Origin of the sequence: Pedobacter sp. CFBP9032 (assembly GCF_034045265.1) — a bacterium.
Taxonomy (GTDB): Bacteria; Bacteroidota; Bacteroidia; order Sphingobacteriales; family Sphingobacteriaceae; genus Pedobacter.
Genome location: NZ_JAXCWE010000010.1, coordinates 46,232 through 65,027, shown reverse-complemented (window position 1 = coordinate 65,027; position 18,796 = coordinate 46,232). Strand labels below are relative to the sequence as shown.

Genomic DNA, 18,796 nt, shown 5'->3' with positions numbered 1-18,796 from the left:
TGGTTAGTTAAAGCCATAAGTATTCTCTCCGGATGGAGAGAAGCTTACCTGGCAATGTTATAATGATAAATTGGTGCGGCGATTTTATTGCCGCATTAATTTTAAACATCAATACCATCTGAATTAAAAGTCTTCTTATTTGAATCTGATTGCTTTTAATGGAGATACCTTACTGATTAATAAAGAAGGAATAATTAATACAGCCAAACACACCACAACAGTAACTACATTTAATGCCAGCACATCCAGAAAATGGAATTCTATAGGTGCATACGCCAGAAAGTAAGAAGCCTGATTCAATTTAAAAATATGCGTAGATTGTTGAAAAAAGCCTAACCCGAGGCCTAAAATATTTCCAAGCAGCAATCCAATGCCAATCAGATAAGCAGAGTTATAAAGAAAAATCTTCATAATAGACCAGTTACTCGCCCCAAAAGATTTTAGCATTCCGATCATATTAGTACGTTCCAGGATCATGATAAGCAATGCAGTTACCATATTGATAACGCCAACAATCAACATCAAAATTAATAGTACTCGTGTGTTCACATCCAGCAAACCGAGCCAGGTAAAAATATTTGGAAAGTTTTCTTTAATGGAAAATGACCTGAGAGTTTGCGGTAAGCCTTCAAAAATTTCGTCAGCAACTGGTTTTAATCGGTTAAAATCTTTAATCCGGATTTCAACACCTCCAATTTCTTCCGGCTTCCAGTTGTTTAAACGTTTGATAATATTCAGATTTCCCAATACAAACCCCTTATCTATATCCTCTACGCCAATATCATAAACCCCTACTATTTTGAATTTCCTTGGCCTCAACTGGTTTTGTACAAAGTACATGATGAAATCATCACCAGTTTTAAGCTTCAATCTATTTGCCGTATAGTTCGAAATCAGTAATTCTTGCATGGCGGCGGTACTATCAGTAAAATCGATAATGGTGCCACTAATAATGTGTTGTTTAATGTAATCCCAATTATAACTTTTATCTACGCCTTTAAAATTGATGCCTTCGATCTCATTATTGGCAGAAAGAATGGCTGGTTTGGTGGCAAATGGATAATAAAAATCGATATCCGGATTATTTTTAAGCTGCCTTTTAGTATCAGCATCCAATATAAAAGGAGAATGCTCAAAGGAATTGTTCAGATCGTAACGGGTAATCTGTACATCGCCGAGGTAACCCCTTACTTTATCCTGAATCTCAGTCTTGAAACCTTTAATAATGGCAATAGACAGAATCATGACTGCCAGACTCAGCATCACGCCTGCAATGGCAATACGAACAATTAACTTGGAAAAAGTCCGTTCAGATTTGATGGCTATACGGCCTGCTATGAAATATTCGAAATTCAATTTGATAATTTTGTAACAGCAAAAATGCTTAAATCCTTTTTAAAAATGACATATATTTGGAATATAATGGCAATAGTTTATTACTTAATCATTATAATCTTAAATTGTTTTATTCTTGATTTATAAAGATTGAATATGAAAAAACACATCAGCTTTGCCTTTGGTTGTTTAATTGCTTTTTCTGCCTGTGGCCAGAACCCAAAACCTGGAGACGAACAAATTGGGCAAGGTACATTTCGAACCAGAAAAACGCTTATTAAAGATAATTTTAAATTACCAACTTCTATTAAAACTGGTGCAGAGCAGACTGAAAAATACCTTCCGCTCTTACAAGGGAAACGGGTAGGCATGGTGGTGAATCCAACCTCCATTATTGGCACACAAACTTCTGTAGATAGCCTGATTAGTTTGGGCATACAAATTCAAAAAATTTTTGGTCCGGAGCACGGTTTTAGAGGCAATGCCAGTGCGGGTGTAAAAATCGACGATTCAATTGATGCTAAGACAGGGATAAAAGCAGTTTCTTTATATGGAAAACATAGCACACCAACTGCAGAAGATTTGGCTGACATTGACATTATGGTATTCGATATCCAGGATGTTGGCGTACGTTTCTACACTTACATTAACACCCTGCAAAATGTGATGGAAGCCTGTGCTGCGAATAATAAAGAGCTTATTATTTTAGATCGTCCAAATCCTAATGGCTATTTAATTGATGGACCACTTTTAGATCCTAAATTTAAATCAGGCATTGGCGTACAACCTATTCCGATTGCACACGGTTTAACTATTGGCGAATATGCGCAGATGTTAAATGGCGAAGGCTGGTTAAAGAATAAAGTGAAATGTAAGATTACTGTGATTGAAAATCTGAACTATGATCACGACATGGAATATGTTCTGCCAGTAAAGCCGTCACCCAATTTAAATACGCAGCAAGCCATTTTGCTCTATCCATCTACTTGCCTGTTTGAGGGTACTTATCTTAACCATGGTCGTGGAACGATGTTTCCATTTACAGTTGTAGGCGCACCCTACCTTAAAGGTAAATTCGCGTTCAACTTTACACCAAAAAGCATCAAGGGAATGTCAGAAACTCCATTGTTTCAAGATCAGCTTTGTTATGGACTGGATTTAAGAGATTATGATACTGCAAAATTGAGGAAATCGAAACAACTTAATATTTCCTGGCTGATTGAGCTTTACAATGCATCACCAAAAAAAGAAGATTTTTTTAATACCAAGCTCAGTAAAGAAATGGGTGTTATTGAACGTTTAGTTGGTGTAGCCGATTTCCGACAACAAATTATTGCAGGCAAAAGTGAAAAGCAAATCAGAGCCAGCTGGGAACCGGGATTAAATGCTTATAAAAAAATGCGTTTAAAATACTTGATTTATAAATAGGTATTGACGAGTTAATGATTGAAGGAGTGAATTAGAGAATGATTACGTAATAATCCAAGGAGAACATGAATACATGGTAAAATATGCAAGTAATGATTGGCAGTTTTTGGTATTCATCCTTCAGAATTTGCTCAGGCAACAATACTTTTAAACAATATTTATCAAGCTTTGTTGTGTATTCAGCAGACTAAGAATATTGCTAATAACATTCAATCACTCACTAATTCAATAACTAATATCATGAGCGGACCGAAAGAAACAAGTGATCAACCCGGGAGCAATTACAAAGAAGAGGTGCCTAAAGGACGCAAGCCTGTAGATAATCAAACGGTTAGAAAGCCGAATGATAGTAAACCGAACAAGCCTGTTAAAACAGATGAACCGGCGAAGCAGCGGGAAAATGAGGAACAACCCGTTCACCCCGTTAAAGATGCACCCAAAGAAGATTAATTTATCGAGGTGATTTAACTTCAAAAAAGCTAATCACCTTGATTTATTTTTTGATTTTCAAAGCAAAATAAAAAGTCGAGCCCGACCCTTCTGTGCTTTCAACCCAAATTCTCCCGCCCTCATTTTTTATAATTTCAGCTGATATATACAATCCTAAACCTAAACCGGGGTAAGTATGTTGCTGATTGCCGCTAACGCGATAAAACTGGTCAAATACGAATTTTTGTAGGTTTTCAGAAATCCCAATCCCATAATCCTGTACACTCAGAATTACTTCGTCTCCCATTCGATAGCTTTTTACAATAATACTATCTGCATCTACAGAATATTTAATCGCGTTTGATAAAAAGTTAGTTACGACCTGCCCGATTCTTTCGCGATCAGCAATAACTGTTATTTTGCTGTTAAGTGTTGCATTTAAATGGTGTTGCGAAGTGGTATGTTGCATTTCCTCAACCATATCATAAATCAATTGATCGAAATCAAATGCTACAGCATTAAAAGTTATTTTCCCCGCCTGGATTTTAGTTACATCAAGCAAATCTCCAATCAACCCGGTTAAACGATTCAATTGAAGATCCATTTTGCGTACCATACCTGCCTTTTTTTCATCCCCCTCTGCTCTAATCATCTTCTCTAAAACCTGCGCATAAGCTTTAATACTCGTGACCGGAGTTTTTAATTCATGACTAGCAATCCCCAGAAATTCGTCTTTTTGATGTTGCAACTGAACTTGCCGGGTTACATCGATGGCAGCGTGAAGAACTCCAAACACCTTCCCTTCCGCATCACGCAGTGGCTTATAGGTAAAATTATACCAGTTCGTAGTGGGTACTCCATCTAAAACCAATGTCGCTTCCTGCTGATCGGCATGATAAGGAATACCAGTCCTGTACACTTCCTGCAGGAGGGGAATAAAGGGCTGACCCACCAATTCTGGAATACCCTCGCCCATCGGTAGCCCTATAATTTTATCGCTTTTTCCCCACAACTTCAGCATTTCATTATTGGCAATTTTTATTACAATGTTTTCAGTTTCATAAAATGCAGTTGGCACAGGGTTGTCGAGTACGAGGTTTTTAAATCGTTCTTCACTTTCCTGTAATTCAAGTCGCGAGACAACCTGTGCGGTAATTTCGTTGGCAACAATCATAATGCCCGACACTTTTTTTTCCTGATCAAATATCGGATCGTAAACGAAATTGAAATAATAATCGCTTATAATACCATTGCGTTCAAGGCGTGCCAGCGTCTCGTAACCATAATGCGCTTCACCCGTTTTGTATACTTGCTCCAATATTTTTGGAAAAGCCTGGTTTACTATTTCTGGCAAGCCATCGAACAATTTCAAGCCAATCACCTGATTTGTTTTCCCCCAGATCTTAAGAAGATCAACATTGGCATCCTCTATGATAAAATCTTCCCCGCGCAAAATTCCGATGGCAATTGGTGCATCATAAATCATCTGCCGAAATAACTCTTCGCTCTCTTTACACTTAAATTTTGCATTTACAAGCTCAGTTACATCAGTAGCATTGTTGAGGATGGCCCACACCTTTCCTTCTTCGTTAAATAAAGGTTTGTACACAAAATCGAAGTAGAATGTTTGCATGCTGCCGTTAATGCTTAGCACTACCTTGTCTTCCTTTGCCTCGTAGGCAACTCCAGTTTGAAATACATTTTTAAGAATGTGTAAGAATGGCTGATCTAAAATTTCTGGCAGCGCCTCAGCAATTTCCATACCTATAACACCAGCATCTTTACCCCAGGCTTTTAAAATCGCCTTATTCGCCACCCTGATAATAAAGTTTTCGCCTTCGTAAAGGCCAATCGGCATTTCTGATTCCTCTATTAAAATATTGAAGAAATCTGATTTGTCTGTTAAGTTTTGATGCATATGCAAAACAACTATAAAATATTATTTGCTTCCTGTCGATTTCAGGAAAGAGAGCAAAACCTTCTCATCGTGCTCCAAACCTAATTTACCAACTGTTTTATTGTTATTCATTTTTTTCATGTACTTCACCAATTCGTTATTTTCGAAAGCGGTAATCAGCAAGGGATAAACGTAAGAGCTTTTACAAACTGCCCGCGTGTTCCCTAACTTTCTCGCCACACAATCAAGTACATTAATTACCGTTTTCTTGGTATTTAATTCTACGTTGGCATCAACCGAGCATTTGGCAAATTGCCTTAACGCTTCTAACGTTCCACCCCAGGTTCTAAAATCTTTCGCCGTAAAGTCGTTTTGTGTAATCTCTTTAATGTAATTATTAACTTTTCCTGAATCAATTCCCCGGTGCGCTTTGCCATCGGTATAGTATTGAAATAACTCCTGACCGGGAATATCGCGACATTTCTTTACCAGTTTGGCAAGACTTCTATCGTTTAATACCAGCGTCTGCCGAACACCTTTTTTACCAATAAAATCAATATTAATCTTGCTCCCTTCGATTTTCACATGCTTGTCTCGCAGGGTGCTTAAACCAAAAGAACCGTAAAGCTCTTTGTAATTTTCATTACCTACTCTAATGAGCGATTTCTGCAATACATCTACCGATATAGCAAGTACTTTTCGCTCATCCAATTCCTTACGCTTTAAATCTTTAGCAAGTTGCTTTCTGGCTTCGGGCAAAATTTTTCCAAATTCGTAAAGTCTGAAATATTTGTCTTCAGAGCGTCTGCTTGTCCATTTAGCATGATACCGATATTGCTTACGGCCTGCGGCATCAGTTCCGGTTACCTGTAAATATGCATTTGGCTTATTGGCAATCCAAACATTTTGCCATGCAGGCGGAATAACCAAGGCTTTGATCCGCGAAAGATGCTTTTCATCTGTAACTTTATCGCCTTTTTTATCTTCGTAGTAAAATTTACCTGGCATGCCTTTTCTATAAATACCAGGCATAGAATCGGTTACATAAACTAACCCACTTGCTTTAACAACATCTTCGCCTTGTACCATTTTTACTAATCAGGATGAATTAATTTTTAGTTATTTTGTAAAACTTAAGGTGACTGATCACATTATTTTAGAACACAACACTTCCGTATGAAAATAGTTTTTATGGGTACGCCCGATTTCGCAGTTGCTTCTCTTGATGCTTTGGTACAAGCAAATTTTGATATTGTTGCAGTGGTAACGGCTCCAGACAAACCTGCTGGTCGCGGGCAAAAACTTAATGAAAGTGCGGTAAAAAAATATGCAATAGAAAAATCCATTCCCATTTTACAACCTGAGAAACTAAAAAACCCTGAATTCCTGGAAGCATTAAAATCTTATCAAGCCGATTTACAAGTGGTTGTTGCTTTTAGAATGCTTCCTGAAGTGGTTTGGAATATGCCATCTAAAGGAACAATTAACCTTCATGGTTCGTTGCTTCCGCAATATCGTGGGGCTGCACCGATTAACCATGCCATTATTAATGGCGAAAAGGAAAGTGGCGTCACCACTTTCTTTTTAACTCACGAAATTGACACCGGCGATATTATTTTAAGTGATCGTACACCCATTGGTGATGATGAAACAGCTGGTGAATTGCATGATAAATTAATGGTAATTGGAGCTAATCTGTTGGTAAAAACAGTTACTGCAATTGCTGAAGGTAATGTTTCAGAACAACCACAACCTAAAAGTGATGAATTAAAACATGCACCGAAAATTTTCAAAGAAGATTGCAAAATAGACTGGAACAATTCAACAATAAAGATACATAACCTGATTCGAGGCTTAAGTCCTTATCCTACCGCCTTTACGCTATTAAATGATAAAACACTAAAAATTTTTAAAGCCGAACCCGAACATACAGAACCTGCAATTGCTGCCGGAGGCTTTTTAACAGATAATAAAACTTACCTAAAATTTGCGACTAAAGATGGTTTTATTAAGCTGCTGGATATTCAGTTTGAAGGTAAGAAACGTATGCTGATAGCGGATTTTTTAAGGGGGATGAGGTTGTAGAAAATACTACAATGATATAAACTATGATGGAATAACTATCTAATTTTGAAATCTCCTATAGCATCATTAATTCGATTTAGTATCAATCTTAGATTTTAGCACCCATTGCAACATTAAATGGTTCTTTCTCGAAATTTAATAATAGTGAATTTACCTTCCTTATTATCTTTCATTTCTAATAAAAAATTATGCCCTGTAGATCTTAAAATAAATTCAATCGATATAATACCATTTTCATTCTTTAATAACGGAATTTCCACAAGTGGAATAGGTTTAAAGATGTTCATGTTTTTCATAATTTCTGACGGCAATGTCCCGTTCGGCAAGAGGATACATTTTTTCCCATTAACTATTATGTTTACGTTTGTTGATAAACCCTTTGGAACTATTAATTTCAATGGCTGATTAAAATAATCTTTAGGAAGATCAGCTGTTTTTAATATATGATTTAATGTGCTATTTATTATGGCTACTGAATCTCGAACATCTAGATTATTGTTTTTATCAATGCCAGAACACGAAGCGAATAATCCTATAGTAACGAAAGCGCTCCAGATAAAAGTTAATTCGATTAATTTTTTCATTTCTTATAAAGCCTAAATCTATAATTAAATGGGGTTATACCATCATCTTCTATTTTTAATCCAAAGGCAGAATTTTCGAAGCCATAACCATATTCATAGCTTCTATCCAAACCATTTGCAGCTCTGGCCTGATGCACGAATTCATGTAAGACAGTTACTGCAAGGAAAAATCCTGTAGCCTGTTTAGTCTCTAGCAAATTTGCAGATTCCAAACCTTTAACCCAACTTTCATCGATATTTATAACATTAGGGTTTTCGTTTCGGTCAAAATAACCATATTTTCCTGTTAGTTCTTTAACAACTATAGTTGGCCCATTTCCAAATTTTACTTTTTCAATAATCTGCTCCTTATTGTATCCTGACCATTGGATTAAAGCATTTAAAACCTTTTGATCATTAGCTACAAAACTTTCAAGTTTTTTTATTAGTTCTGAAAACTTAGGGAACTTATTTTGAGTCGCTTTGTCAAGAATAAAATTATTGATATTATTCCCACTACTACCACTCCCTCCACCTTGCTGACCTCCTGTGCTTCCTGAACCAGTATATCCTCCTCCACCAACGGTGCCATTTCCTCCGCCACAGCCACTAAAGAAAGATGTTCCTTTTTCGTAAATTTTACATTCCATATATCCCTCTACACCAGCACACGCCACCCCATAATCTGTTATTGTGCCATTGCAATCGCCCGAAATCTCTCTCTGCAATCTTTCTTTATCGGTGAACTTATTGGGTTGCCGGGCACTTAATTTATCAATCTTCGCATTAATATAGGCTGTTTCACTAATAGGTATTATGCTAGTTATTGTTTTACCTGCTATATAATTCCAACCGTTAGAAAAGCTACCATCGAAATTAAAATACATTACCTTACCTGTCAACTTATCCATATCCTTATAATGCAGTTCGGTTAAATTAATTTGATTACCTTCATTCAGAATAGATACATAAACACCATAATTAATGGTTGGGCTATTTTTATTTTTGAATAGGAGTAATTTAATGATATTCTTATTAATGGATTCTTCCTTAACGTCATTAGAAGAATTTATTACCTGAAAAATTTGATCGGGATTTTCCAGATTTAATTCATAAATAGTCTGATCCGCTTGTTCATTAACAAAAACACTTTCCCATTTCGGCTTCATCGTTTTAAAGTGACTTTCTGAATTCATTTTGGAATTTAAAGTATACCATGATTGCAATTCATTTAGTGTCAAAGAAGAAACAGCAGGTGTATCCCTATCCTTTTTGCAAGAATAAATAAGAATACTTATTATGAATAATAAAAATAAAGCCAGGCCATACTGCTTTAAAAAAGAAAATGTATTCTTCATTTGGTTAATTTAGATTTTAAGAATTAATAATTATTGGAGAGATGATGCTTCAAAAATACATATTTTATAAAACAAAAAAGAATGAAGTAAGCAAACAAGTAATACAAAACTGTAAGACAAAAAAATATTTTATTAAAGATATTTATGTAACTGTGTATACTACATTTAAGATTAAAATGTGAAAGTTAATATCTGCTACTAAGAATAAGAATTGAAAACACAAAAGAATGCTATTTGATCATCAGACAGCTTATTTAGTCTTATCTAACGAGAAGAGTCCATACTAGATCCCGCGTTTCACAGAATGTAACACAGATTTACATTAAATTCAACTTCTCATTTAAATATTTCGAAAACTCATTAAAATACCTTTTCCTGCCGTAGCCCATAATCCACTGGATGCCTTGCGTAGCATTTGTGATGAAAACTTCCTCCGCTTCCTTCAATACTTCCGGACTAATCTGCGCTTCAATTAATGGAATATCGTTCATTTTGCAGATCTGCATAATGGTAGACCGCATTACCCCACGAACACAACCTTCAGTTAAAGCAGGTGTATAAATTTGCTTATCATACACGACAAAGATGTTAGAACTAATGCTTTCACACAAGAAACCACTTTGATTAAGAATTATAGCTTCATCTAAGCGATTTTGAGTCTTAAAAAGCCCTGCCATTACATAAAGTAAGGCATTTGAAGTTTTGAAGTTGGAAAGCTTATCGATTGATTTAGTCATTTCATCGAAAACATCAATAATCAAGCCTTTCGAATTCAATTCGTAAGCAATTGATTTTAATGGAATTCCCTCCAAAACATATCCCGATTTATTGCTTTCTGGCGTGTATACACCAGCACCCTGACGATAAACAGAAAGACGAAACCGTACATTTCCATTCCACCTGTTCTTCTTCGCTAAATCTGCTGTTTTCTGCCGGAGGAAATAATCATCCATCAAGGCATGACCATCAATTTTTAAAGCCTTCATACCTGCAGCAAGCCGATCGGCATGTAAATCTGCAAACTGAAGTTTCTGATTAATCATCCGCATGCTTTCAAACAGGCCATCGCCAAATTTAAACCCCCGATTGGAAGTAGTTAAAACTGGCGCATCAACGGCATGATACTCATCATTAAATAAAAGGTACTCTTGAGACATATTTTATGATGCGGTGATGTAATTTTCCCATTTCGTTAATGCTGCTTTAAAATCTGCTGGTAAAGGCGATTCAAAATGCATGTATTCTTTTGTTGTTGGATGAATAAAGCCTAAACTCTGTGCATGTAATGCCTGTCGTGGCAACAATTCAAAGCAATTATCTACAAATTGTTTGTATTTATTAAACGTGGTTCCTTTTAAAATCTTATCGCCACCATACATGGCATCGTTAAATAGCGGGTGACCAATGTGTTGCATATGTGCCCGGATCTGGTGGGTACGTCCGGTTTCGAGTTCACAGCTAATCAGCGTTACATATCCCAGTCGTTTTAAAACCTTATAATGGGTAACCGACCATTTACCTTTTTCTTCCTCATCGTAAATATCCATCACCCTTCTATCTTTCACACTTCTGCCAATATAACCAGTAACGGTACCATCATTTTCGATATCGCCCCACGCTAAAGCAATGTATTTTCTGGTGATGCTGTGGTCAAAAAACTGTCTGGCCAGGTGAGTAATTGATTTTTCATTCTTACTGATCAGTAGTAAACCTGATGTATCCTTATCAATTCTGTGCACCAAACCTGGCCGTCCGTCATTCCCGGGCAATTGTGGCAATTGTTCGAAATGGAAGGCCAATGCATTTACCAAGGTGCCGTTGTAATTATTAAAACCAGGATGTACCACCATCCCGGCAGGCTTATTTACGATTAATAAATCGCTGTCTTCATAAAGAATATCAAGTGGAATATCTTCTGGGTAAACTTCGGTATCGCGTGGCGGATGTGGCAAAACAATCGAAATTTCATCATGCGGCTTTACCTTATAGCTTGCTTTGATCTGTTTTTGGTTGACTAAAACGTTGCCGGCATCAATTGCATTTTGAATTCTATTTCGAGAGGCATTTTCTACTCGAACCATTAAAAATTTATCAATACGCAACAAGGATTGTCCCTTATCTACTATAATTTTTAAGTGTTCATATAATTCCTGCTCCTCTGCTTCCTGCAATTCTACCACATTTTCCATGTTGCAAAAATAATCTTTTAACACCAAGAATCTTGAAATGATTTTATAATTAAAAAAACTGAGGTATCTTAGGGCTACAAACCGTCCTAAAACATTCTACCATGAAAAACTCCTATGCTAAAGCCATTTTGGCTTTCTCGCTATTTGCTTTTGCCCAACAGGCGAATGCACAACAAGATGTTGGCAACCTCTTTGTATCCGGTCCGGAAGATGCAACGAAACTCGTTAACGCCTACCTTGATCCACTTTACAAAGGCTTCGGACAGGGCCTAAACGATGGCTGGACGAACACAGCGAAATCAAAAGGCTTTCTTAAATTTGAGGTTAGGATCTCTACTTCAGCTGCTTTTGTTCCACAATCCGCCAGAAGTTATGATGTAAACACCTTAGGTTTACGCAACATTAAACCCGCCGTGGGTTCCTCTTCTATCGGTCCGACAGCTTTCGGTAAGGATGAAGATGGTGGCCGGATGGAAGTTTACACCAGTGATGGCCTGCCTACGGGAAGGTTCTTTAATTTGCCTCGGGGAATTGGCTTCCATGCCGTTCCGGCTCCGCAAATTCAGGCTACATTAGGTTTACCAAAAAACATCGACATCTCTTTACGGGCCATGCCAAAGATTAATTTCGGTGATGACTTTGGCAGCATTTCAATGATTGGCGTTGGCGCCAAAGTGGAACTGTTGCCGCTCATATTGGGCGCAACCGATAAGCTGATTCCGGTAGATATTGCCCTTGCTGGTGGCTTTACACAATATAAGTATAACCTAAATTTAAATATTGACAATACGTCAAACTCAGACCAGCGCATAGATGCCCGGTTTAACGGTGTAAACATCGACGCGATTGTATCAAAAAAAATCCTCTTTTTCACGCCGTTCGCCAGTATTGGTTATCAAACTGCCAAAACCAATTTGAAAGCGCTAGGCACCTACAGTTTTGACACCAGCCCGCTAACATCAGTTAGCTACACTGATCCTGTTTCAGTTAAACAAACCGATATTGATGGCATCCGCGGCAGTTTAGGTTTCCAGCTGAAGTTTGGATTCTTCAAATTTTACGGCTCTTACACCCAGGCCAAATACAGCATGGTAAATGCTGGTATAGGCTTTGGCATTGGAGAGTAAATTATCATTCCTGTTAATTACGTAAAAACACCTGATTATGTCAGGTGTTTTTTACTTTTACACGTGTTTGAAGAAATCTATAGCCCGGTACAACAAATCCATATCCATCCTTTTAGCAATTTATTTGTAAAAAGGGACGATCTGATTGATCCATATATTTCTGGAAATAAATGGCGCAAGCTGAAATACATTTTACAAAAAGCAAAAGCAGCATCTAAAACCCATTTGGTAACTTTTGGTGGTGCTTACTCTAATCACCTGGTGGCAACGGCAGCGGCTGCTGCCCGGTCTGGTTTTAAGGCAACAGCATTTGTAAGAGGTGAAGCAGTGAAAAATGAAATGCTGTTAATCTGTTCTTTATATGGAATGGAGCTCATTTTTGCCGATCGTGAATCTTACCGAAATAAAGCTGAATTATATAAAAAATATTTTGAGCTGAATAGCGAAACCTATTTTATTGATGAAGGTGGCGCATCAGCCGATGCGGTTATAGGCTGTAGCGAGATCATTAATGAGCTAACTGAAACCTATGATCATATATTTGTTGCAGCAGGCACAGGAACAACTGCAGCTGGTTTATTGAAAGGAATACAGGAAGCAGGCTTAAATACGAAACTTCATGTTATACCTGTTTTAAAGGGTGGAAACTTTATTGCTGATGAAATTGCGGCGTATACAGAAATTTCAAATCACTTAATTCTGCATATCGATTATCATTTCGGTGGCTATGCCAAAACTACACCCGAGCTGCTGCAATTCATCAAAAATTTTGTAAAAGGCACAGGCATCCTCATTGATCCGGTTTATACGGCTAAAATGTTTTATGCCATTACAAATTTAGCCAAGCAAAATCAAATTACTCCTACTGATAAAATTCTGGCCGTCCATACCGGTGGATTATTAGGTTTACTGGGCATGAAGGATAAACTTCTCCTGCCCTAATATGCTCACCAATAAGTGCTCTGGTTTCTAAACTGCTACCGATAAGTTTTATTAATGCTCCAAAGAGAAATGCCAATGGATTTATTTTGACTTGTTTTCTGAATTTTTAATATTTCAAGTGGCGTTTCGGGAAAGAAAACGTCTGTCATAACCGTTAGTCCATCATCTGCAAAAAGCTCTACAGAAGCTTCGTCCAGAATTAAGCTGAGTTTCAGCTGTGGAGAAGTGGAAATTCTTGGCGCAGAATGTTTCGCTCCAAATCCTTTCGCAAAACTTGTTTCGCCAGATTGTCTTCGATCGATGAAATAGGTGTTTTTCTTTTGATTATAACCGATGACCAGTTTTTGGCCTTTGCTATTCGCCAAAATAATACTTAAGTTTCCCTTGTTTTCGAGTGTAACATTGAGTTTAACTTTCCCTTTTAAAGGTTTAAAGTTTGCTGATAGATCCAGTTCCTTATCTTCTGATAAAAATTTCTTACTGTAAACGAGTTTAAGCAATGGATTAAGTTCCTTTACGGGTAAGGATTGAAGAAACAAATCACCATGTTCATTTACAAGCGTTAATTCCCGCGGAATCGTTGTAGCGCCACGCCATGTGTGGGTTGGTACCTGATTGGCATATAGCCAGTTATTCATCCAGCCTAGAAAAATTTTCCTGCTACCGTTATTAGACCAGGTTACTCCGGCATAATTATCAGTACCATAATCAACCCATTTTATCGCTTTTGATTGAGGAACAAAGTTTTTCCCATCGAAATCGCCAATAAAATACTGGGTTGCCGATCCTTTATTTGGTCCGCCAGGATTAATGCTAACCAACAACACCCAGAATGTTTTTCCATTACTTTTGAGCGGAAAGAGATCCGGACATTCCCATACCCCGCCATGAGCGCCTAAATTTGCACCGAATTCACTCTCCCGCTTCCAGGTTTTGAGGTTTGCCGATGAATAAAAAGTAATTCTATCCTTAGTGGCCAGTGTCATCAACCATTTTTTACCAGCCTCATACCACATTACCTTAGGGTCTCTAAAATCGGTTATTCCTGGATTTGGCAGTACCGGATTACCTTTATATTTTTGCCATGTTACTCCTTCATCATTACTATAAGCAAGGCTCTGGTATTGATGCCGACCAGTTTTAGCATCTTCCATTTTCTGATTATGATGGGTAAAGATGGCCACCATGGCATTTGTTCCAAAGCCAGCAGTATTATCTTTATCAATAACAGCACTCCCAGAAAAAATAGCACCCAAACTATCTGGATAAAGCGCTATTGGTTTTTCTTCCCAATGAAAGAGATCTCGGGTAGTGGCATGCCCCCAATGCATTGGTCCCCAGGTTGTACCACCAGGATAATACTGATAAAAAAGATGATATACCCCATCATAATAAACCATACCATTAGGATCATTCATCCAGTGTGCCTGTGGCGAGTAATGAAATGCAGGTCTATATTTCTCTTCTGTGATTGATTGTGCTTGTGATTTCACCACACCTAATCCTATGAAGAGCAACAGTATTGGTTTTAATAATTTGAGTTCCATGCGTAGTAATTTTGATAAAGCTTTATAGTGCAGAAAGAAAATATTAATCTTTAAACAAGTCGTTAGCGAAATTTACGACTTCCCTGCCCACAATGAAGGCCAATCTTCTTCTGCAAAATACACAATTATCATATGAAATGAGGTAGTTGTTTTTATTAACCAGGGAAAAATTAGCCTATAGCGTGCTGAATTAAACCACCGGCGTTTATTGCATAGCCCGGAGTTTCGAACTTAAATTGGTCAATAAGAGCAACACCGATCGGGCTTACTTTTTCTTTGTTTGTGGATGTTTTAGATACCTCACCGATATCTTTTTCTACCTTTAAATAGCTTTTTTGCAGTTCCAGGAAACCTTTTTCTATTGTTGAGCATGTTTTTTATTGCTAGCAGATAACTTTTTTTATCTCCGGGCATATTCTTGGTCGTTCAATCGATCCTTTTTATACCTCCGAATACCAAATTGGTGTTCGGAGGTACTTTCAAACAGCAAAGGAGCATGTTTTTGAAAAGCAAGTTTTATTGTTCCGGAGTTATAATGACTTTCCCTCTGCCCGGGAAACGTTGTTTCAAGTCATTATAAATTACCTGGGTACCAGGAATGTCGGAACGGCTGGCTCCTTTTATGGAGTGATAGATAATGAGTGCAGCTTCATAGGCTTCGCTGCCTGCAACCATTCCGGTATCTTCTACAGCTCTAAGCAGGGTGCTTAACTGCTGAAAAATAACATAAAGATCTGCTGCAAGTTTGTTGTCTTTCCTGGCTTCTGATAAATCTACATAACTGGGCACTAGTGTTTCATTTTGTGCAGCATAATCGAGCGTTTTATTTACGAAAGCAAGGGTTTTATCCCCCATCTTAAGTGTTGATTGACGGTCTTCTGCAGTTAGATTAATAGTCAATACAGGTGCTAAAACCGTTTTCAATTGTTGAAACGCTGCCGCAATGGCTGCTGATTGGTCTGGAGTGATTTCGATTGAAATCTTGTTACTTAAACTCATAGTAAATGGTTTTTAATTAAATATTAAGGCTAATTGGCACTCCAATAAATTTGGGATGAATTAACCATTTACCATGGGATAGCTGGTGGGATAATGGTTTTATTGCGGGATTTTGTTATGAGTTAAATATAGGAAAATGAATGGTAAGTATATTGTATTTCGTAAATATTGTGGTAAGCTTTCTACAATGTAAATGAGTTTACTATTGCTACGAATTTCTTTTTTGCTATACTTTTATTGAAGAGACCGATAGAATTACGACCTCGTTAATAAACGAAAGTGTGAATTGCTGAAGTATATTGCACACGCGGCACGCGTGCGCCAGCGAGTGGGTATTCTTCTGTTTTGGCTACCAAATACTTTTTTTCTTTTGAAAAGTATAAAAAGAAACCAACCTGATAAAAAATCTACCGTTTTATTCCATCTAATGGAGACTGCAATAAAAAATCTCTCCATCCAATTACAATTTCTTTAAAGTCAGCAGTTGGAATAGAAAAAGGTACATCATCAAAATGATAAAATCATTTCTCATATAAATTATACATTCAACCCCATCGGACAAGCCAAAAACCATTACTGCATAAATTCTAATAATGAATTAAAAATTTCACGAATATCTAAAAGAGGAAATGTTTCAAGTGTATTTTCATAATGATCTTCCAAAAAAAGATCAAATGTTAGATCATCCTGAATAATCCCAGTGTAGATCTTATACCCTATCTCTCTACTCCACTCTCTATCATCATAATTGATTAAATTATAATTACCTGCTAGTACAGTATCCAATGTATCTACTAATCGAATCAATTCATTAATTGACTTACTGTACATGTATACATAAATATCTAAATTTGGGGAAATTGCAGTTGTTTTTATGGTACCATTACTTTGTAAAGTGAATGTGATACCATATTTATTTAAAATTGCTTTATTCATATTAAAAAATTGCCCCTCGCTAGCGCACGCGTGCCGCGTGTGCATTTCTACATCTCCTTTAAGGTTCATCCAATTCTATCAATCCTTTACCCCCCACTACAATCTATTGCACTGCTGTATTTCCAGTGCCAAGGCTCATCAACAAAACCTGCCGCTACCCGATTATTATGCAAATAATCTGCCTTTTGCTCAATAACAGCCGTAACCCACAATTCTATTGGCTTATTATTGTGTTGCCAAAATTGATATCCTTTAACGTTACTACTTTTTGAGCCTGCCCGCTCAAACATCCAAAGCATCCATTCTTTTTGCTTTCCTGGCTGTTTTCTTTAATTGCCTTGACAATTTCTTTGGAAGTATGTTCTTTTATTCTTCCTAGTAGAATATCTGGATTATGATTTTTCGCACTAAATATTAAATGTATGTGACTTGGCATAATGCACCAGCAATAAAGTTCTAAGCCTAGGTTTTTCTTGCAGTAAATTAAGCCATCAACGACGATATCGGAATATAAATGCCGCGCAAATATATCTATCCAATGTACCGTTGCAAAACTTACAAAGTATAATCCTTCCTTATTATAAAATTTATATTTACGGCTCATTTCTTTAGGTTTTTCACGTGCGACACATCTGTGCCAGCAAAAGCTTTTGCGCTTTATTTTTAATAAAAAAAGGAATGAATTAACCATTTTAGCTGGGGTAGCTGGCCAGATAATGGTTTTATTTATAGAGATGATTGTAGATTAAATATAAGAAAATGCCCAAAATAAAATTGGACTTTCTTAAATATTTTGGCTGGCTTGAGTATCGACTGTAAATGACTTTACTACTTGTTAAGGGTTTCCTTTTGCTATACTTTCATTTAGAGACCAGCGAAATTACGACCCACATTGCACACGCGGCACGCGTGCGCCAGCGAGGGGTAATGGTTGTTAATTCAGTACAAAACGGACTGATGATAGATCGTCCGGCTTCACTAAAATCCCTTTATTATTTGTGATCTCTCCGCTTTGAACATCCAGCAAGCAGATTCCTATTTCTATGATATCACTTTCCATACCAACTGGGTTTGTTCCTTCCCAAAAGGTAGCTTCTACATCGATGATGATTATTTTATCTAATAGGTTTGGCATGGTTTAAACGGTTGGAGAATTTGGTAAAATGGTATAGGCAGAATGATAATATGGATGATCTTCCCATTTAAATTCATTTTCATAGTATAAAAATTCGTCTAGATAAATAGCTTCATGCAAACCCAAAAAATCATTATAATCAGTTACCAACTCCACTTCTCCATTATCATAATAGTTAAATTTTAATAATAAATCATCATTTTCGTCATCAAATTTGCCCCCGTAATAAAATTTAAATGCACCTTTTTTTAAAGCATTTGTTTGTAAATCGAAAAAACAATAAAATACAAGTCTATTTTTGGCATCATAGGTACTTTTTCCTTTGCTTAATAAAATTTTATCAACAGAGTATTCTTCCCAATCCCAAGACGTAAAACCATGTTGTATTTGTTTACTGAAATAAATCACTAATGAAAACTTAGTGATTTTATCATCACTAATGACTGCATTTATGATCCCTTGTATTATACTTTCTTTTACTTGATCATCGCTTAAAAAGTATTCAACCGTTTTTTTATTCCCATTTCTAATTGGAATAAGTGTTTCAATTTGTTGTAATTGATTGTTATAATAAGTTAATTTCGAGTATTCTTTTAATCCTTGAACCTGTTGCATACTCACAAAACTGTTAAGTTCATTTTTATATTTAATTTGTATGCTCATATTATTAAAATTTTAATGGTAGTTCAGGTAAGCCATCATATTTACCTCCTTTTAAAATAATAGCAAAACCAATTTTAGTTTTGCCATCCTTCGGTACATATCTACAATAATCTTTACAGACTTTGGCTATCGCATGCGCAAAATCAGAATCATCTATTGGTAT

Annotated in this window: 18 protein-coding genes; 5 read left to right on the top strand and 13 right to left on the bottom strand. The window is 36.7% G+C overall.

Annotation, left to right across the window (positions count from 1 at the left end):
- Positions 1-135: 135 nt before the first annotated feature.
- The gene (locus SOM16_RS17310) at positions 136-1,356 is read right to left on the bottom strand and encodes an ABC transporter permease (RefSeq protein ID WP_320465257.1); all 1,221 of its coding nucleotides are present in this window, start codon (positions 1,354-1,356) and stop codon (positions 136-138) included.
- A 135-nt stretch (positions 1,357-1,491) separates the two neighbouring features.
- Here SOM16_RS17310 and SOM16_RS17305 point away from each other — a divergent pair, with 135 nt between their 5' ends.
- Together SOM16_RS17305 and SOM16_RS17300 are read left to right on the top strand one after the other, a co-directional pair.
- Positions 1,492-2,763, top strand: coding sequence for a DUF1343 domain-containing protein (locus tag SOM16_RS17305; RefSeq protein ID WP_320465256.1), 1,272 nt, complete (start codon positions 1,492-1,494; stop codon positions 2,761-2,763).
- 96 nt (positions 2,764-2,859) lie between these two features.
- On the top strand, positions 2,860-3,213 hold the full coding sequence (locus SOM16_RS17300; protein ID WP_320465255.1) for a hypothetical protein: 354 nt from the start codon (positions 2,860-2,862) through the stop codon (positions 3,211-3,213).
- A gap of 43 nt (positions 3,214-3,256) precedes the next feature.
- Here SOM16_RS17300 and SOM16_RS17295 read toward each other — a convergent pair whose 3' ends face one another.
- Both SOM16_RS17295 and SOM16_RS17290 read right to left on the bottom strand, forming a co-directional pair.
- The gene (locus SOM16_RS17295; RefSeq protein WP_320465254.1) at positions 3,257-5,110 is read right to left on the bottom strand and encodes a PAS domain-containing sensor histidine kinase; all 1,854 of its coding nucleotides are present in this window, start codon (positions 5,108-5,110) and stop codon (positions 3,257-3,259) included.
- 21 nt (positions 5,111-5,131) lie between these two features.
- On the bottom strand, positions 5,132-6,178 hold the full coding sequence (locus tag SOM16_RS17290) for a DNA topoisomerase IB (protein ID WP_320465253.1): 1,047 nt from the start codon (positions 6,176-6,178) through the stop codon (positions 5,132-5,134).
- Between the two features lie 87 nt (positions 6,179-6,265).
- Here SOM16_RS17290 and fmt point away from each other — a divergent pair, with 87 nt between their 5' ends.
- Positions 6,266-7,174 (top strand): methionyl-tRNA formyltransferase, encoded by a 909-nt coding sequence (gene fmt / locus SOM16_RS17285; RefSeq protein ID WP_320465252.1) that lies wholly within the window; start codon positions 6,266-6,268, stop codon positions 7,172-7,174.
- Between the two features lie 113 nt (positions 7,175-7,287).
- Here fmt and SOM16_RS17280 read toward each other — a convergent pair whose 3' ends face one another.
- The 4 genes from SOM16_RS17280 to SOM16_RS17265 form a co-directional block, all read right to left on the bottom strand.
- The gene (locus SOM16_RS17280) at positions 7,288-7,758 is read right to left on the bottom strand and encodes a hypothetical protein (protein ID WP_320465251.1); all 471 of its coding nucleotides are present in this window, start codon (positions 7,756-7,758) and stop codon (positions 7,288-7,290) included.
- Positions 7,755-9,095, bottom strand: a complete 1,341-nt coding sequence (locus SOM16_RS17275; protein ID WP_320465250.1) for a hypothetical protein — start codon at positions 9,093-9,095, stop codon at positions 7,755-7,757. The genes SOM16_RS17280 and SOM16_RS17275 overlap by 4 nt, the downstream gene beginning before the upstream one ends.
- A gap of 317 nt (positions 9,096-9,412) precedes the next feature.
- Entirely contained in the window at positions 9,413-10,252 is an 840-nt protein-coding gene (locus tag SOM16_RS17270) for an aminotransferase class IV (RefSeq protein WP_320465249.1), read from the bottom strand.
- A 3-nt stretch (positions 10,253-10,255) separates the two neighbouring features.
- Positions 10,256-11,284, bottom strand: coding sequence for an RluA family pseudouridine synthase (locus SOM16_RS17265; protein ID WP_320465248.1), 1,029 nt, complete (start codon positions 11,282-11,284; stop codon positions 10,256-10,258).
- 101 nt (positions 11,285-11,385) lie between these two features.
- Here SOM16_RS17265 and SOM16_RS17260 point away from each other — a divergent pair, with 101 nt between their 5' ends.
- Entirely contained in the window at positions 11,386-12,411 is a 1,026-nt protein-coding gene (locus SOM16_RS17260) for a DUF6588 family protein (RefSeq protein ID WP_320465247.1), read from the top strand.
- A gap of 63 nt (positions 12,412-12,474) precedes the next feature.
- On the top strand, positions 12,475-13,353 hold the full coding sequence (locus SOM16_RS17255) for a 1-aminocyclopropane-1-carboxylate deaminase/D-cysteine desulfhydrase (protein WP_320465246.1): 879 nt from the start codon (positions 12,475-12,477) through the stop codon (positions 13,351-13,353).
- 35 nt (positions 13,354-13,388) lie between these two features.
- On the opposite strand, the gene SOM16_RS17250 is transcribed toward SOM16_RS17255, so the two are convergent.
- From SOM16_RS17250 to SOM16_RS17225, 6 genes are all read right to left on the bottom strand, one after another.
- On the bottom strand, positions 13,389-14,900 hold the full coding sequence (locus SOM16_RS17250; RefSeq protein WP_320465245.1) for a glycoside hydrolase family 32 protein: 1,512 nt from the start codon (positions 14,898-14,900) through the stop codon (positions 13,389-13,391).
- Positions 14,901-15,416: 516 nt separating this feature from the next.
- Complete coding sequence (locus SOM16_RS17245; protein WP_320465244.1) at positions 15,417-15,899, bottom strand: hypothetical protein; 483 nt, start codon at positions 15,897-15,899, stop codon at positions 15,417-15,419.
- Positions 15,900-16,472: 573 nt separating this feature from the next.
- Positions 16,473-16,835, bottom strand: coding sequence for a hypothetical protein (locus SOM16_RS17240; protein WP_320465243.1), 363 nt, complete (start codon positions 16,833-16,835; stop codon positions 16,473-16,475).
- A gap of 214 nt (positions 16,836-17,049) precedes the next feature.
- Entirely contained in the window at positions 17,050-17,439 is a 390-nt protein-coding gene (locus tag SOM16_RS17235; protein WP_320465242.1) for a transposase, read from the bottom strand.
- A 330-nt stretch (positions 17,440-17,769) separates the two neighbouring features.
- Positions 17,770-17,970 carry a hypothetical protein gene (locus tag SOM16_RS17230; RefSeq protein ID WP_320465241.1) on the bottom strand — a complete coding sequence of 67 codons (201 nt, stop codon included), beginning with the start codon at positions 17,968-17,970 and terminating at the stop codon, positions 17,770-17,772.
- Positions 17,971-17,973: 3 nt separating this feature from the next.
- The gene (locus SOM16_RS17225) at positions 17,974-18,633 is read right to left on the bottom strand and encodes a hypothetical protein (protein WP_320465240.1); all 660 of its coding nucleotides are present in this window, start codon (positions 18,631-18,633) and stop codon (positions 17,974-17,976) included.
- Positions 18,634-18,796 lie beyond the last annotated feature (163 nt).

Bases quoted from the DNA above. Each gene is read 5' to 3' on its own strand.
- SOM16_RS17225 (WP_320465240.1), bottom strand. From the start codon at position 18,633: ATGAGCATACAAATTAAATATAAAAATGAACTTAACAGTTTTGTGAGT.
- SOM16_RS17230 (WP_320465241.1), bottom strand. From the start codon at position 17,970: ATGCCAAACCTATTAGATAAAATAATCATCATCGATGTAGAAGCTACC.
- SOM16_RS17275 (WP_320465250.1), bottom strand. From the start codon at position 9,095: ATGAAGAATACATTTTCTTTTTTAAAGCAGTATGGCCTGGCTTTATTT.
- SOM16_RS17280 (WP_320465251.1), bottom strand. From the start codon at position 7,758: ATGAAAAAATTAATCGAATTAACTTTTATCTGGAGCGCTTTCGTTACT.
- SOM16_RS17250 (WP_320465245.1), bottom strand. From the start codon at position 14,900: ATGGAACTCAAATTATTAAAACCAATACTGTTGCTCTTCATAGGATTA.
- SOM16_RS17240 (WP_320465243.1), bottom strand. From the start codon at position 16,835: ATGAATAAAGCAATTTTAAATAAATATGGTATCACATTCACTTTACAA.
- SOM16_RS17295 (WP_320465254.1), bottom strand. From the start codon at position 5,110: ATGCATCAAAACTTAACAGACAAATCAGATTTCTTCAATATTTTAATA.
- SOM16_RS17245 (WP_320465244.1), bottom strand. From the start codon at position 15,899: ATGAGTTTAAGTAACAAGATTTCAATCGAAATCACTCCAGACCAATCA.
- SOM16_RS17265 (WP_320465248.1), bottom strand. From the start codon at position 11,284: ATGGAAAATGTGGTAGAATTGCAGGAAGCAGAGGAGCAGGAATTATAT.
- SOM16_RS17270 (WP_320465249.1), bottom strand. From the start codon at position 10,252: ATGTCTCAAGAGTACCTTTTATTTAATGATGAGTATCATGCCGTTGAT.
- SOM16_RS17235 (WP_320465242.1), bottom strand. From the start codon at position 17,439: ATGAGCCGTAAATATAAATTTTATAATAAGGAAGGATTATACTTTGTA.
- SOM16_RS17305 (WP_320465256.1), top strand. From the start codon at position 1,492: ATGAAAAAACACATCAGCTTTGCCTTTGGTTGTTTAATTGCTTTTTCT.
- SOM16_RS17260 (WP_320465247.1), top strand. From the start codon at position 11,386: ATGAAAAACTCCTATGCTAAAGCCATTTTGGCTTTCTCGCTATTTGCT.
- SOM16_RS17290 (WP_320465253.1), bottom strand. From the start codon at position 6,178: ATGGTACAAGGCGAAGATGTTGTTAAAGCAAGTGGGTTAGTTTATGTA.
- fmt (WP_320465252.1), top strand. From the start codon at position 6,266: ATGAAAATAGTTTTTATGGGTACGCCCGATTTCGCAGTTGCTTCTCTT.